This window comes from Geobacillus sp. CX412 (genome assembly GCF_027942335.1).
Taxonomy (GTDB): Bacteria; Bacillota; Bacilli; order Bacillales; family Anoxybacillaceae; genus Parageobacillus_B; species Parageobacillus_B toebii.
Genome location: NZ_CP103461.1, coordinates 1,647,373 through 1,661,644 on the forward strand (window position 1 = coordinate 1,647,373; position 14,272 = coordinate 1,661,644).

Consider the following 14,272-nt stretch of genomic DNA (forward strand, 5'->3'; position numbering starts at 1 on the left):
TTGAATTGTTTTCAACAACTAGTCAATATTTTAGAGTTGCAAGAAGAAGGGGAAAGAAAATGAGTCAAATTATTGATACTTTAGGCGAATTAGCTGCTAAGCAAAAATTGGTCCCATTTATGGGTGCTGGCTGTTCTGCTTCTATGCTACCAGATTGGGATTCTCTAGTCAGCGAGATGGCCGAGCAGTTAGGACTAACGTCTATTACGAATCATTTTGAAATTGCTCAAAAATATGTGGATACGTTCGGAAGGGATAAATTTTGTGAGTTTTTGAAGAGTAAATTAGAAATTTCGGAATTTGATGATGAAAAAGGATATGTCCATTTAACAATAATGAATATGGGTGTTCCCGTTATTTACACTACAAACCAAGATAATGTGATGGAAAAAGCGTTTGAGAAGTATGGAAGGAAATACAGGACTATCATTCATTTAAAGGATTTTGCTGAAGCGAAATTGTCAGAACAGCTTTATATTAAGTTTCATGGGGATCTTAACTATCCTGAATCTATCGTATTCACACAAGAGGATTATCAAAAAAGAATGAGTGATCCGGAAAATGCATTTAACATCCGTTTACGAGCGGATCTATTAGCAAAAAATTTGTTATTTGTAGGCTATAGTTTTCGTGATATCAATATTCAACAAATGTTTGCTGAACTACAGAAAGCATTTTATGGAGAATTACCAACATCCTATATGATTGCATATAGATATAGTAATGAACTCCAATCATTGTGTGATCAATACGGAATTACATTGATAGATCCCATGAAGGAATGCCCTGAAGCTAAAAATCATATAGAAGCCTTCGAAACCTTTTTAAAATGTATGTTAGAAGAAACAAGGAGCAAAAAATTTGAAGATGGAATGGAAGAGTTTTTTACACCAATATCTTCAACACCTGTAAAAGTGGTAAGTAAGCAAGAAATAGATCTTTTAGAACAAACTATAAAAAAGAAACCTTTTTCTATAGGCATTAAATTATTTCGGGAAATTTGCGATTTATCAGATATTCCTTTAGATTATGAAAAGCGAATTGTCGAAGCTTTTACTGAACTAGCTAAGAAAGTGAAGACCGATGAAGATACCGATTCTTTGAATGCAGCAATCTTTAACTTAAAATTAAAGAATCCATTGAATAAACTTAGGATTTTGGCTGCACTTATGGCAACTGCTAATGTAAGAAGCCCAAAAAGTAAGTACGGTGGTGACCATTTCTTTGTTGGGATGCAAGGTGTTAGTAAAAGTACTTACATTGTTGTTGCAGCAAAAGCAATTGAATACGTCTATAGTTGGGGATGGAAACCAACACCTCCTCTTTCTTGGAATGTTAATCACTGGATTGAAAAAGGAGCAGATTTTAAGGCTTTACCAAAACAAATACAACAATACGTAATGTACTGGGTAGATAAAATGAGAAGAGATTGCAAAACAGTCGCAGAACATCCGATTAAAAGGCAACAAAGACTTCGAGATTATTCTTTAATTGACCCCTCAGTTAGTCTTACAGAAGATGAAACTAAATTACTGAGCGAGTTAATTAACCAAGAACTTTAACGTTTGTCTTTATAGAATATAGAAGAAGGGTCATTACGGCCACAGAAATAGTATTGTTCAATAATAAAATAAGGCGCAATTGTGGAACACAATCACACCTTTTAAACAGCTATTTAAAACACCGTCCAGCTTTAATTAAACGAGCGTTAAATACGCTATCCGTTACAGATGATTTATAAAAATATTTAGCTGAAAAAGAAACAAATCTATAAAATTTTGCAAAATAGTTGTTGACTTTTCATCATAATCTGATAAAATACAAAACAAATGAATAACTTAATATACGACAAGGGAAAACCCCAAGCTTTACAGCGCTACCTATGCGTATATACACGCATAAGAAGTAGCGGTGTTTGGCTTGGGGTTTTTTGTATTTTAAGCTCAATTATTTTTATACGGAGGTAATAGATCATGAGCAAGACAAATATTTCAGCTAAATCTACTTTAATTGAGGCTTTTAATGAATATGAAAAAAGCCAGTTTTGGTCAAAAAACACTAGACGTACCTACCGTAAAAATGTAATTTACATGTCAGAATATATGTTAAACCAAGGGTTAAATCCAGTGCTTGAGAATATCGATTATGAATTTGTGAAGATATGGGAAAATGATCAACGAAAACAAGGCTATAGTCCGAGAACGATAAAACAACATCAGGCAACGATGCAATCTATGTTTACGCATTATAACCGGCTCGGAGTTATTAACGGAAATCCATTCGCAGCATTAAAAATCACAGATTCTAATAAACAAAAACATCATTCGAGAGCATTAAATATCACCGAATTATACCAAGTTTACAAAGCTGCGTTTGAGTTGCAAGAAAGAGGTGTTAATGTATTAGTTCCAACCCTAATAGATATGTTTACTGCTCTCAGAGTCACATCGCTCGAAAAACTAACCGTTCGTTCAGTCTCTACTACTATGAACGGTCTAGTTTATGAGTTCGATCCCAAAAAAGATCGAGTAAAAGAAGATAAACTTCTTGACCAATATCTAGAGGAAGGGGATAAACACACTGACAATTCGCCAAACAGCAAAAACAAAGACTTCTTTATTCCATTACCACCTAAGCTCATGAAATTACTCACCCAATATATTGAACACATGGAACCAAATGATGCATTGTTATACGGCTTGAGAGGAAAGCCGCTCATTAACAAGCAGATGAATTATATAATCGATAAAGTATGTGAACATTTGGGATGGATAAAAGTAGAATATGAACAACCAGAGAATAAGGAAAATCATAATCATGCAAAAGAAAAGGGAAGAAGAAACAAAATCATCCGTAAAACAGAGAAGTATTTCACACCGCACGGATTACGATACACTCTTTCTACATTGTTTCATGAAATGGGGGTCTCAGATGATGCCATCAGGTTTTTACTTGGCCATTCCAGGTATGAGCTTGGCGCTCTGCAGCATTATATTTTAAGCGATGCAAAGTATATTAAAGAAATTCGAGCGGCCCAAGTAATAATCGAAACTCTTTTTGAAACCACTATGGAACTTGAATCTAATTATAATATCACGCTAGATTTAGAAGAAATTTTTGATGAAATTCCTAAAGTTTATTCGAATCAATTGAAAAACAAAAATTACATCAATCTGTTTAAAGAACATCTCGTAAAGTATGCATTTGCTGCATTACAGCAAAAAATACTTAAAGAATCAGGGAATAATCATTCTGATTATTTTACATTTCAAGCACCAGAACTTTATAATCAGATTGCTATGGCGCAGCAAGGGTATTTTCCCCATGCTCCAATGCCTTATCAGCAAACTCATGGAATGCACTCAATGTCGTACGATCTCACGCATCCAGTGCCTTTGTATCCGCCAACTCATATTCACATGAAATAACTACCCGGCTAGGGTAGTTATTTCCGTACTAAGCAGGTTTTAAAATATGTTAAATGTTTCAATCGCTTTTTTCTTTTGCTCAAAGTCAACATGCGTGTATACTTGCGTCGTGACTAAACTTTCATGGCCGAGTAGTTCTTGTACGGTACGCAAATCAACATTTTCTTTATTTTCTTGTATCAACAAGGTAGCAAACGTATGCCGCAAATGATGGAGTGAGAACCGTTGAGGTGGCAGACCTGCTTTTTGTAAGATTTCCTTAAATATCTTATGTAAACCACGCGGATTCAGTTTTTTACCGTTTTTATTTAAAAATACTGGTTGGGAAGGGTGGAGCTGATATTCTTCTAAACTTCCCATATAGCTTTTAATTAATGGGACAACCATGGGATGGATGAAGGGGGAGTAAGCGCTCTTTTTTTCCTTTCCCATATATACGTATCGTGTTGTTAGATAAATCAATTTGTTCCCAAGTTAGTTCAACAATTTCAGATCTTCGCATACCCGTAGTGGCTAACAGTTTAAATAGAAGATGGTTTCGCATCGCCATTCGGCTATTGTCTTGCTCTAAAAAATGAAACAGTTTTCGTAGTTCAGACAAAGACATATAAGTCGGTAATTTGCTATCCGTTTTAGGAGTATCAATTCCGATCATAAAATCGCTGTCGATTAGATTTTCTTTGACACAGTATTTACTGAACGATTTCAAGCAAGAAATTCTCCGATAGATCGTTCTAGGCTTGACATTTTCTTTTATAATTTGATGCTGGATGAAGCGACGAACATGCGTTTTTGTAATGTCATGAAGTTGTACAGAATAGCCGTGTTGAATTAAGAAGTTCTCGAAACATCTCAAATCATACGCATAACCATCAACGGTGTTAAGTGAATAGTTTTTTTCAATTTGCAAGTACAAAACAAATTCATCAATGGCTTGTCTAAACAACATGAAAAAAACACCTCCAGTTGATAATCAACGACCGATAATAAATCGGTAAAAAATAATGATAATTCGTTTAAAAAATGATAATTCGTAGACACAAAAAATTATGAGGAACTTAGGTTAACAAGTTCCGGATAATTGATTTTATGGGCACTTGAGGGAAGAAACCCTCAAATTTCGGGGAATTTGGTTAGTTTACATAATATAAAATGTACCAGACAATTAACTGTAAAAAAGTCGATTGGAGTTCTTTTGGAAAATAAAAGCCCTTTTCTACTCTTTAATATCAAGTACAGGTAAACAATTATTAGCACTTTAATATCAATGTCTTATATATAATGTCACACATTATATTTGGTTACCTTTGAATAGAATTCCAAAAAGAGATAAAATTGAAATATACAGTAAAGGGAGGAAATGGTTAATAATAATTTAAACCAAATTCATAGGGGGATTTTTAATTGAGAAAACATTTAGGGAAAGTATCCATTGCTTTATTAATCTTGACTCATATTGTATTAGCCTTCGGATATGGTAAAATTAGAGGAGATATTGGTACTGGCATTTTAATAATCGGTGTAGGACTTTCGTTAATAACAGCCTTAATAAGTGAAAAAGGACGATGGAAGACAATTTCAATAAGTATTGTAAGTATAGTAATAGGGGTATATGCATTTCTGATTATTGCTTTTTTCTTCGGTTTGCGGGAAAGGTTTTAGTAGTAAATGAGGTCATTTGTAGTACAAACTATGGTTGTAAATTATATATTGAGCAAAAAGTAAAAGTAGATAAAAAAGAAAATAGAAAAGTGTAACTTCTATAAGTGACTTTTGACTAATGTTTCACTTGTCATCTTGAGAAGAACAACAAATAACATTATTCAAGTTCTTCCTGAGTTATTAAGGGTTTCTAAAGAGGAAATTCGGATTTTTCCTTTAGTGGATTTAGAAGGAAAACGATATGAGCATTTAGATAATTTAGTAAATTACCTCACAGAAAATGGATGTACAATCGAAGAGGTTAAAGTTCCATATGAATTTCAGAAAAATGCTAATTCGATGTTAAAAATAAAAAAAGGGTAACAGAAAGGACGGCGTTCAGCGTCGTCCTTTCTGTTAAATAAACCTTTTTGAAACTAACGGCCGGCTTTTCTTGAATATGGAACGCATATTTTATTCATTTCCCAAAGTGCTTTAAAAACGAAAGCTCTTTGGACTATGTAATTATTTATAATTTTGAGCAAAAGCTTATTTCACTATAAGACCCCATATTTAGAAAAAAGGATAATAGCATAGATTGTTGAATTTCATAAGGTAGGGGGTGGATATCTATATAGGTTGTAATAAAGAATTTCCGATCTCCATGTCCCGTCTTTATCACCTGACAAGCTGGCACGGTAACAAGAAGAGCGAACAATGCCATGTAAAACAAAATTGCAACTTATATATTGCGAAAGTTGTTGCTGACAGGAAAAAGAATATCTCTGCGCACACCAACACGGGATGATCTGCCAATTCTATATAACCTGATATATGGTGTGGAGAATCCAGAATGGAAAAAGTACGACGCTCCTTATTATCCGCTTGAATTTTGTACCTTTGAAAAGTTTTCTAAGAGAATGGAAGAAAGAATGAATGTTACGGATGTACCAAGTCAAATGATTATTGAACATCAAGGTCAAATTATAGGTATGATTAGCTATTATTGGGAGGATAAGCGTACACGATGGCTTGAAATGGGAATCGTCATATATTCTCCTGAACATTGGAATGGTGGATTTGGAACGGAAGCATTGTCTTTATGGATTGACTATCTCTTTGAAAATCTAACCATCGAGAGAGTGGGTCTGACGACTTGGTCTGGAAATCCACGAATGATCAGATGTGCGGAAAAATTGGGAATGCGATTAGAAGGTAGAATGAGAAAATGCCGCTACTATAATGGTGAATACTATGATTCCATCCGAATTGGTATTCTTCGTGAGGAATGGAATGAGTTTAATTTTGCACATTATTTCCGAATCCGCCTGAAATAATTTGAAAAAGGGATTCTGAAATAATGTGCTAATTTACAGTCAGGCTTCATGCCTGATCCTTGCTTGGCTTTTCTTCGTTTTGAAAAAAAACCGTCTTGAAAAAAACCGTCCAGACGGTTATTTTAAGGAGTGAGGCATGTGGAATCAAAAGCTACAATAAAGCGTCAGCATATCTTAAAATCTGCAAAAGAATTCATTCTCAAAAATGGTTTTAATGAATTAACTTTGGATTCTGTGGCAACACAGGCGGGAATCAGTAAAGGCGGTTTATTATATCACTTCCCAAATAAAGAAGCATTATTGATAGGACTAGCACAATATATTTTCGAAGAATTCATTACGCTAATTGAGGATCAGGCTAAGAAAGACCCATTAGAAAAAGGTAAATGGTGCCGTGCTTTAATTGAGGTAACAAAAAAGGATCTGGAACATAACGCCGAGTTATATGTGGGAATAATTGCTGCTTCTATGTTAAGTCCAGATTTATTAAAAAGTATGTCCCAAATTTATCAGTTTATGCAAAACAAAGTGGATCAGGATGGTATAAACCCTGTAACAGCAACTATTATTCGGTTAGCAATAGATGGTCTTTATTACTCAGAATTTTTTAATATAGCTCCCTTGGATGACAAATTACGTGAAAAAGTATTCCAGCAATTAATAAATATGACAAAAAAGGAGGATTCATTTTGAATGCATATGTAATTTTGGCAGTAGCCATCATAAGTGAAGTGTTTGGGAGCTCGATGCTAAAAGTATCAAACGGATTTAAAAAGTTGTTCCCTTCCATCGGAGTAGTAATTGGATATGGTGCAGCTTTTTACCTCCTATCTTTATCTCTTAAAGCAATACCGCTGGGTACGGCTTATGCTATATGGTCAGGTGTAGGTACGGCTTTAACCGCATTAGTTGGTGTTATCGTTTATAAAGAAAGTATTAATCTTAAAAAATGTTTAGGTTTAGTTCTAATCATTTGTGGAGTTATTGTTTTGAAACTCAGTAGTTCTCATTAACTCTTTGAGAGTCGGAGGTAATCGTATGAAAGGTTATATAGCTTTAGGAATGGCCATTTTCAGCGAAATATTTGGTACGACAATGCTTAAATTGTCGGAAGGATTTACAAATTTATTCCCATCCATTGGAGTGATTGTTGGTTTTGGATTATCATTTTATTGCTTATCATTATGTCTTAAGACAGTTCCGTTAAGCTTAGCTTACGCTATTTGGTCAGGGATGGGCACAGCTTTAACAGCGTTAATTGGTGTACTGTTATGGAGAGATCCATTTAGTATCATTACATTAGTTGGCTTAGTATTAATAATTGGAGGGGTAGTCTTATTAAATACTTCTAAAAGTCCAGAAAATGTGAGGAAACCATCCTGAATTATGTTTAAAATCAACTTGTAGACGCATCGGAAAGTCAGGAAGATTATGGAACAGCAGGCTCCCAATCAGTTATCTCCATGAAGTTAAGAATTTCTTGTAAATCCTAACTGTAAATTATCATTTTATTTCAGCACAAAACGCCCATTTTTTTGCACATTCTTTCAGAAAGCCCTCTCCCCTTTTCTGAAGGAATGTGCTAAATTTTTTGTGAATTGATTCGGACAAAGATTTCCATTCGTTTCAATAGAGGGGGGAAGAAGTGTGATCCAGTTTCACGACTTTGGCATTGACATTCAAACGTATACGGATCGTGGGAAAGGGAACGATTTTCCCGACGTGAACCAATGCCCCCACTGTCCATCCCGCCGCCCCTTGCATCGTCACGGATACTACCAGCGCTATGCATTGACGGCAGAGGGGGAGTATCGCCTTTGGATCGCACGATACGCTCGCGAGAGTGTCGCAAAACCGTGAGTGTGCTGCCTTCTTTCCTCCTAGGCCGGGGCGAAGCATCTGATCTTCACTCCATCGGCGTTAGAGGCGATTGCCCTGCAGTCGCGGGGATGGCCTCGGGTGATCAACACGTTGGCCACGACGTGCCTGTTATACGGGCATCAGCTGAAAAAGGACGTCATTGACGAAGAAGTGGTGCGCATGGCCGCAGAGGAAATGGGGTATTAGCACGAAAGGGGCCGAATCGGCCTCTTTTGTGCTTTCACTTTTCCATTTTCCGTCGGTCCATCAGGCGCGCTGGAAATCTTCATCTGAAAGAGCGTGCAAACGTTCCGAAAGAATGTGCAAAATCCGGAACAATCCGCAAAAATTTTGCACATTATTTCCGAATCCGCCTGAAATAATTTGAAAAAGGGATTCTGAAATAATGTGCTAATTTACAGCTTAGTATCTGTATAAGCTTAATAAGGAGCTGTCTTGATTGACAACAAATCGAACGTTTCAAATCTTCATGTTCTACAATTTCATATTTTCGAGATAGCAGTAGAAACCTATCTGTCACCAAAGTATTCAAGAAGAAGGTCATTTGATCTTCTTCTTTTTTAGGTCAACTGGGGCATAATAAGACAGTTTAGTTTAAGAAGGAATTAAAGCTAATCGAGAAGAATAAGTAAATAAAAAAATTACAAAGGAGTAAGGGGTACATGGCATTTACCAATAAATTAAAATTAAAAATGGATGATAAGATCAATGATGAAATTTGGATAAATCTAAATACAAATGACAGAGCCGGTCTAAATTTACTAGACGCAAAATATTTTTCTATTGATAACATAATAAGAGAAATTAATACAGGCTGTTCTCCATGCCCAGATATCTTAACCGAGAATTTTGGAAGTAAACCTTCTGTCATGTTTGTATCTACAGTATATGGATTAGTTAATAAGTATTTAAAGCAGGAATACGATAGATCGAAGCAAGATTGGAATACCTTTTGCAATGATTTCTATAAAAAAATTATTCAATCCGGTACGGGTATATATAAGAGATTAGATAAGATTTATAGGCTGCTAGCGGAAATTAAAGGGCGAGAACTAGATTTTTGTTTTACAGAACTAGTCAAAACTGTATTAGTCGATCATGATAATAAGGTAAGTGGTTTAGGAAGTAAGGGTTCGTTCATAAAATATTTTGAAGAAGTTGAGTTCAGATTCCTTGAAGAAAGAATAAATCAAATAAAAAATGAATGTTTTACCCGTGGTGCTAGTTGAGCTTTAGCGCTCAACTAGCCCAAGTGTAACCAGGGAATAAGCTAACAATATACCGTCTAGTGCCACTTCAAATCCGATAATCGAATTGGCTCGGATCTCAGTGATACGATAGTTGGTCAACCAGAACCGAGAACACCGTCTCGATCACTTTGCGTTTTTGTTGGATCCACTGCTCCCATGTCTCAGACGCACGATGTTTCTGGTTTTTTCGAGACGGAGTCCAAAGCGCCATTTGGTATTCTTCGTACAGCCTTTTTTGCAAGTCACGGCTAATGAATCCTTTGTCCCCAAAGTTATACGGGTGGGGAATTTGGGTCATCACGCTTTCGGCTGCGATTCGATCGTGGCAAGATGCTTCCGTCACCACATACCCCATTGGCAGCCCTTGATCGGTCACTTGAAGGTGCAGCTTCAACCCGTAGTACCATTGCTTTTTGGAAGCGCAATACCCGATGTCGGCGATCTCTTGAAACCGTTTGGCGCGATGCATTCTTGCCGTATGGCACAACGGGAGCGGCAAGCTGTCAACGACGGCATAGGCATGATGTTGACCGCGTTTTGCCAGCTCATGACGGATCCATTTGATGGCGAAACCAAGCGCCCGGCAACGGCGGTTGTATCGGGAGCGTTCAAGAAACGAGCCGTTTGTGAACAAATTTCCCGTGACAAAGCGATGCCACGCCCGTTCAGAAGTAAAACCGAGCAGCTTTCCTAAAAGATGAATGGCGATGATGACAGCGTCCTCTTGCTTGACCAAATGGCGATTTCGACGATGAAGATGCACCTGAATGCATGAAAGTTGAGCAGAAACAAAAACGAAAATGGCGGCATATTGCTTTTGAATCTTGGCTTGATCTGTAGTAAAATGAAAGTGCTCTTGCATGGGGATTCTCCTTTCGAATGGTAGGTCGCACTTTCATTCTACAGGAGATTCGCCAGCAAGGGCTATTTTTATGCTTGCTCAAGTTTATCTAGCACCACGGGTTGTTTTATATTCTCTTTTTCTGAAGAAGTAACTTATTTTTTAGTAAAAATCTTTAACAAAGGAGCAACTTTAGAGGACGATTTTAATATATTACATACTGAAAATAAGAAGGTTAATATAAATATTAGAATAAAAAGGAACGGAGATTATCAGTTTAATATAGAAGCTGGGGGAACTTATTCAAACTCCGTTGCTTTTAAAACGGTATTAAAGGTAAAAGATAAAAAAATATATATCATTCCTCTGCCACATCCATCGACAGCGAATAATAAATATTGGCAAGAAAATCAATGTTGGGGACAATTAAAAGAACTTTTAGAAATGTGTATATGATTGCACGCAAGCTGCTTCTCATTGGTTCATTACTAAAACATAGAAGCAATAACACTAACGATAATTTTAGTTGTTCTTATAATTGCTGCATTAATATTTATAAGAAGTATCGTTCACAATTTCGCACCCTAATATTTTTCTTTCGAGTCAATCGAAGCGATACTTCAAAACAGGTTGTTTATTGCAAAATTAAAGTGCAGAGATGTGCAAAATTTTTATGCAAATGGTTATGCAGAGAGGCTTTACATGGAGGGGCAGCCATGATAACCTGTTTGGGTTTGCCAAATCTATTGCAGCTGGCCGCTTGGCAAAAGAATCATGGCTGCAGAGGCTCCATGTCAAGCCCTCAATAGCGAGAATTCAGATTGAATTTTTATTCGATTTAAACGAATTTATATACTGCAATACTCTGCACTTTTTTCTTGCAAAAAACACCTTTGTATCCGCCAACTCATATTCACATGGGGAAATAACTACCCAGCTAGGGTAGTTATTTCCGTACTAAGCAGGTTTCAAAATATGTTAAATGTTTCAATCGCTTTTTTCTTTTGCTCAAAGTCAACATGCGTGTATACTTGCGTCGTGACTAAACTTTCATGACCGCGAGTAGTTCTTGTACGGTACGCAAATCAACATTTTCTTTATTTTCTTGTATCAACAAGGTAGCAAACGTATGCCGCAAATGATGGAGTGAGAACCGTTGAGGTGGCAGACCTGCTTTTTGTAAGATTTCTTTAAATATCTTATGTAAACCACGCGGATTCAGTTTTTTGCCGTTTTTATTTAGAAATACCGGTTGGGAAGGATGGAGCTGATATTCTTCTAAACTTTCCATATAGCTTTTAATTAATGGGACAACCATGGGATGAAGGGGGAGTAAGCGCTCTTTTTTTCCTTTCCCATAAATACGTATCGTGTTGTTAGATAAATCAATTGTTTTTGTTGAAATTTAAAAAGACAAAACAAGCTGTTGCAGCAAGAAAAAAAGCTTTTATCGATGAATATCGAAAAAGTTATTGCGTTCATCAAGCATGTGAAACAGTTGGAATTACATTAGGAACGTATTATACATGGTTGAAGCGTGACAAATCATTTAGCGAAGAATTTTATAAAATTAAAGAAAGGGAAGTTAAGTAACTAATAACTGCTTTATATTTTTTAAATTTCGGTTGACATAATATAAATTATAGGCAGTTATAAAACGATTTGTTTCAAATTCAAGTAAACTTGTTATATTGAGACGAAACAAAAAATAATGGTTCGACCTAAACATTTTACGTCATACACATTCATTACCATAACCATATAAAAAAACCATATATAAAAATTGTCAAACAAACAAAGGAATGTAATTCATTTGAAGATACGCCCGTATTTAATTACGAGAAGTCTGGTACCGGAAAATCAAGAAACACCGATTCACTTTTTCACTTTTTACGTCATGTGTTATTTGAAGATCGGTAATTTTTTTCGCCGCAACCATTTTCCATATCCATCTTCAGCCCATCAGCCCCTAATGATCGGTGGCTTGGTATAATCTTCCTTTTTTCTTTCTCTTGATCAGCTAAAAAGAATGCCTTCAACAACGTTGATTGTCCCTTTGGAATGTGCTGGAAATCAACGGGCGAAGTTTACCCCTCCTACCTTCGGCGAACAGTGGGAATCGGGGGCGATAAGTCAAGGAAAATGGAGACTGGAATTCCGCTAAAAGACATATTAACATTAGCGAAAATCCACAGGAAGGCAAAGGAAGTAATATTTATCGGGGCAGATGCCGGAACAAGGGATGATATGAACGGTCTTTTTTACTATGCAAGAAGCTTGCCGCTTCATAAAGCAATGCACCCAGATACGATCATCGCTTATGAGTATAATGGCTCCCCCCTTCCTTTAAAACGCGGATTCCCGTTTCGCCTCATTGTTCCGCAATGGTATGCGATGGCATCGGTAAAATGGCTAAAATACATCATCGTAACGGATTAACCTTTTACAGGGCCATTTCAATCCATTGATTATGTTTATTATCCCCATCCAAACAATGATGAAGGAAAAATGCCTATAACAACAATGAACGTAAACTCATTGATTCAATTTCCGCTTCCATACTCTCTCCATCGGGTTGGAACGATTTCGGTTACGGGGATCGCCTGGACTGGAGAAGGTATAATTCAAAAAGTAGAAGTCAGTGTAGATAATGGACAAACATGGAACAGAGCGACATTAAAACGTCTAAAGGAACGATATGCATGGGTGCAATGGGAGTGGAGATAAAGTTCACAAGAAAGGAGAATATACGATTTTAGCAAAAGCGACGGATTCTAGCGGCCGTACACAGCCTTTCACACCGATGTGGAACCGCAAAGGATATGGGTATAATGCGATCCAAAAGGTGCACATAAAAATCGAATAAATAAAACATGCAGCGGTTACTTTTTGATTGATTAATGATTAATGACCGCTGCATGTTACCCCTTACCATATTTGGAGAAAGACATGGTACCATCCTTCCATGTTAGTTACGTCAGTTATGCGATATCGATGTGGCGATAGCGTACGCCTTTGTATTGAACACGGATCGGTACTCCTTTTTCTCTCTTATATTTCTCCATTAACATTTTCACTTTTGAAAAGGCTTCCATCATCCCGGACGCCAAAATCGTTTCTTCCCACACAACTGGTTTTGCCTGTTCCGTATGATCTGTATAAAAAGAAAAGATGTACTGTTTCATACTTTTCACCTCCCTGATTATAAATTATAATCAAAATCTGTCCTAGTTAAACATTTAAACTGTTACAATTATGTTAACATTTTATAAAGATTACGAAAGCATTTTTCCCAAAGGTGATTGCGGATCAACGAGTTTTTCTACATCGTATACGGAAATCGGAAAATATGGGAACCCGAATGCGTAAGCCGTTAATTCATACAATTGATAAAATAGCACAAGCGCTTTATCAGCAATGTAGAAATCTTGTTCCGGTGAGATGCTTTTGAAAGAAGGATTTAAAAGAAGAATGCCTCTCTCTTTAATTTGAGTCGACACCATCGTAGACAGTACTTTCACGTAATCGCTGTTGTCTAAAAATAATTCAGAAAGCGAATATTTTTTTCCTGTCATAATATTAAATGTTAATCCTTTCATAAGTGTAAGTCCATGGGCACCGCCGGAATAAGCGTAATTGATAATGGTTAAGCTTAAAACGCCTTTTTCATTTGTTTTCAGCTCAAAGTGTCCCGTAATTTCAGTCAGCGGATTTTCGTAAAACCCTTGTGTCATAAGAAGCTGTTGAACAGCCGATCGTATCTCATAGTTTATTTTTCTCTCTACTTCTTTATTTGACAATCCGTATATAACCGGATAATAAAGTTTAAGTCGTTTTTGCTTTATATATTCCGTATGAATGTTAACCGGAAGTTTGATCATATTTTTCTTCCTC

General features: G+C 36.4%; 16 protein-coding genes and 4 pseudogenes. 14 read left to right on the forward strand and 6 right to left on the reverse strand.

Features of this window, described 5'->3' with window-relative positions; all coding sequences use genetic code 11:
* The first annotated feature begins 59 nt into the window (after positions 1-59).
* On the forward strand, positions 60-1,562 hold the full coding sequence (locus tag NXM86_RS08830) for an SIR2 family NAD-dependent protein deacylase (RefSeq protein WP_050367253.1): 1,503 nt from the start codon (positions 60-62) through the stop codon (positions 1,560-1,562).
* A gap of 411 nt (positions 1,563-1,973) precedes the next feature.
* Positions 1,974-3,428: a tyrosine-type recombinase/integrase gene (locus tag NXM86_RS08835; RefSeq protein WP_498958946.1), complete on the forward strand. Its 1,455-nt coding sequence runs from the start codon at positions 1,974-1,976 to the stop codon at positions 3,426-3,428.
* 39 nt (positions 3,429-3,467) lie between these two features.
* Here NXM86_RS08835 and NXM86_RS08840 read toward each other — a convergent pair whose 3' ends face one another.
* On the reverse strand, positions 3,468-3,860 hold the full coding sequence (locus NXM86_RS08840) for a tyrosine-type recombinase/integrase (protein WP_498958948.1): 393 nt from the start codon (positions 3,858-3,860) through the stop codon (positions 3,468-3,470).
* Positions 3,796-4,377, reverse strand: a complete 582-nt coding sequence (locus NXM86_RS08845; RefSeq protein ID WP_498958949.1) for a tyrosine-type recombinase/integrase — start codon at positions 4,375-4,377, stop codon at positions 3,796-3,798. The genes NXM86_RS08840 and NXM86_RS08845 overlap by 65 nt, the downstream gene beginning before the upstream one ends.
* A gap of 455 nt (positions 4,378-4,832) precedes the next feature.
* On the opposite strand from NXM86_RS08845, the gene NXM86_RS08850 reads away from it, so the two are divergent.
* From NXM86_RS08850 to NXM86_RS08890, 9 genes and pseudogenes are all read left to right on the forward strand, one after another.
* Positions 4,833-5,090, forward strand: a complete 258-nt coding sequence (locus tag NXM86_RS08850; protein WP_498958950.1) for a hypothetical protein — start codon at positions 4,833-4,835, stop codon at positions 5,088-5,090.
* A 159-nt stretch (positions 5,091-5,249) separates the two neighbouring features.
* Positions 5,250-5,453, forward strand: a pseudogene (locus NXM86_RS08855) (SAM-dependent methyltransferase); the annotation flags it as partial.
* A 362-nt stretch (positions 5,454-5,815) separates the two neighbouring features.
* Positions 5,816-6,406: a GNAT family N-acetyltransferase gene (locus tag NXM86_RS08860; protein WP_498959019.1), complete on the forward strand. Its 591-nt coding sequence runs from the start codon at positions 5,816-5,818 to the stop codon at positions 6,404-6,406.
* A 138-nt stretch (positions 6,407-6,544) separates the two neighbouring features.
* The gene (locus NXM86_RS08865; protein ID WP_089096856.1) at positions 6,545-7,099 is read left to right on the forward strand and encodes a TetR/AcrR family transcriptional regulator; all 555 of its coding nucleotides are present in this window, start codon (positions 6,545-6,547) and stop codon (positions 7,097-7,099) included.
* Between the two features lie 53 nt (positions 7,100-7,152).
* Entirely contained in the window at positions 7,153-7,419 is a 267-nt protein-coding gene (locus NXM86_RS08870; protein ID WP_425439780.1) for a DMT family transporter, read from the forward strand.
* Between the two features lie 25 nt (positions 7,420-7,444).
* A complete protein-coding gene (locus NXM86_RS08875) occupies positions 7,445-7,789 on the forward strand; it encodes a DMT family transporter (RefSeq protein ID WP_089096854.1) in 345 nt (114 codons plus the stop codon).
* A gap of 264 nt (positions 7,790-8,053) precedes the next feature.
* Positions 8,054-8,289 (forward strand): annotated as a pseudogene (locus tag NXM86_RS08880) (DUF6431 domain-containing protein); the annotation flags it as partial.
* A gap of 1 nt (position 8,290) precedes the next feature.
* Positions 8,291-8,473 (forward strand): annotated as a pseudogene (locus NXM86_RS08885) (AAA family ATPase); the annotation flags it as partial.
* 476 nt (positions 8,474-8,949) lie between these two features.
* Positions 8,950-9,516 (forward strand): hypothetical protein, encoded by a 567-nt coding sequence (locus tag NXM86_RS08890; protein WP_498958951.1) that lies wholly within the window; start codon positions 8,950-8,952, stop codon positions 9,514-9,516.
* A 3-nt stretch (positions 9,517-9,519) separates the two neighbouring features.
* Here the strand turns inward: NXM86_RS08890 and NXM86_RS08895 are convergent.
* Together NXM86_RS08895 and NXM86_RS08900 are read right to left on the reverse strand one after the other, a co-directional pair.
* A pseudogene (locus NXM86_RS08895) lies at positions 9,520-10,399 on the reverse strand (IS982 family transposase).
* A 1,021-nt stretch (positions 10,400-11,420) separates the two neighbouring features.
* Positions 11,421-11,783: a tyrosine-type recombinase/integrase gene (locus NXM86_RS08900; protein ID WP_347229974.1), complete on the reverse strand. Its 363-nt coding sequence runs from the start codon at positions 11,781-11,783 to the stop codon at positions 11,421-11,423.
* Between the two features lie 624 nt (positions 11,784-12,407).
* On the opposite strand from NXM86_RS08900, the gene NXM86_RS08905 reads away from it, so the two are divergent.
* From NXM86_RS08905 to NXM86_RS08915, 3 genes are all read left to right on the forward strand, one after another.
* The gene (locus tag NXM86_RS08905; RefSeq protein WP_083767438.1) at positions 12,408-12,542 is read left to right on the forward strand and encodes a molybdopterin-dependent oxidoreductase; all 135 of its coding nucleotides are present in this window, start codon (positions 12,408-12,410) and stop codon (positions 12,540-12,542) included.
* Positions 12,521-12,817, forward strand: a complete 297-nt coding sequence (locus NXM86_RS08910; RefSeq protein WP_233252963.1) for a molybdopterin-dependent oxidoreductase — start codon at positions 12,521-12,523, stop codon at positions 12,815-12,817. Before NXM86_RS08905 ends, NXM86_RS08910 begins: the two co-directional genes overlap by 22 nt.
* A 69-nt stretch (positions 12,818-12,886) precedes the next feature.
* A complete protein-coding gene (locus NXM86_RS08915; RefSeq protein WP_498958952.1) occupies positions 12,887-13,105 on the forward strand; it encodes a hypothetical protein in 219 nt (72 codons plus the stop codon).
* A 254-nt stretch (positions 13,106-13,359) separates the two neighbouring features.
* On the opposite strand, the gene NXM86_RS08920 is transcribed toward NXM86_RS08915, so the two are convergent.
* Both NXM86_RS08920 and NXM86_RS08925 read right to left on the reverse strand, forming a co-directional pair.
* Positions 13,360-13,563, reverse strand: coding sequence for a hypothetical protein (locus NXM86_RS08920; RefSeq protein ID WP_015863880.1), 204 nt, complete (start codon positions 13,561-13,563; stop codon positions 13,360-13,362).
* 90 nt (positions 13,564-13,653) lie between these two features.
* Entirely contained in the window at positions 13,654-14,259 is a 606-nt protein-coding gene (locus NXM86_RS08925) for a DUF3298 and DUF4163 domain-containing protein (RefSeq protein ID WP_498958953.1), read from the reverse strand.
* Positions 14,260-14,272 lie beyond the last annotated feature (13 nt).

Coding starts and splice junctions, on each gene's coding strand:
- NXM86_RS08830 (WP_050367253.1), top strand. CDS start 60: ATGAGTCAAATTATTGATACTTTAGGCGAATTAGCTGCTAAGCAAAAA.
- NXM86_RS08835 (WP_498958946.1), top strand. CDS start 1,974: ATGAGCAAGACAAATATTTCAGCTAAATCTACTTTAATTGAGGCTTTT.
- NXM86_RS08840 (WP_498958948.1), bottom strand. CDS start 3,860: ATGGGAAAGGAAAAAAAGAGCGCTTACTCCCCCTTCATCCATCCCATG.
- NXM86_RS08845 (WP_498958949.1), bottom strand. CDS start 4,377: ATGTTGTTTAGACAAGCCATTGATGAATTTGTTTTGTACTTGCAAATT.
- NXM86_RS08870 (WP_425439780.1), top strand. CDS start 7,153: ATGCTAAAAGTATCAAACGGATTTAAAAAGTTGTTCCCTTCCATCGGA.
- NXM86_RS08875 (WP_089096854.1), top strand. CDS start 7,445: ATGAAAGGTTATATAGCTTTAGGAATGGCCATTTTCAGCGAAATATTT.
- NXM86_RS08890 (WP_498958951.1), top strand. CDS start 8,950: ATGGCATTTACCAATAAATTAAAATTAAAAATGGATGATAAGATCAAT.
- NXM86_RS08905 (WP_083767438.1), top strand. CDS start 12,408: ATGCCTTCAACAACGTTGATTGTCCCTTTGGAATGTGCTGGAAATCAA.
- NXM86_RS08910 (WP_233252963.1), top strand. CDS start 12,521: ATGGAGACTGGAATTCCGCTAAAAGACATATTAACATTAGCGAAAATC.
- NXM86_RS08915 (WP_498958952.1), top strand. CDS start 12,887: ATGCCTATAACAACAATGAACGTAAACTCATTGATTCAATTTCCGCTT.
- NXM86_RS08920 (WP_015863880.1), bottom strand. CDS start 13,563: ATGAAACAGTACATCTTTTCTTTTTATACAGATCATACGGAACAGGCA.
- NXM86_RS08925 (WP_498958953.1), bottom strand. CDS start 14,259: ATGATCAAACTTCCGGTTAACATTCATACGGAATATATAAAGCAAAAA.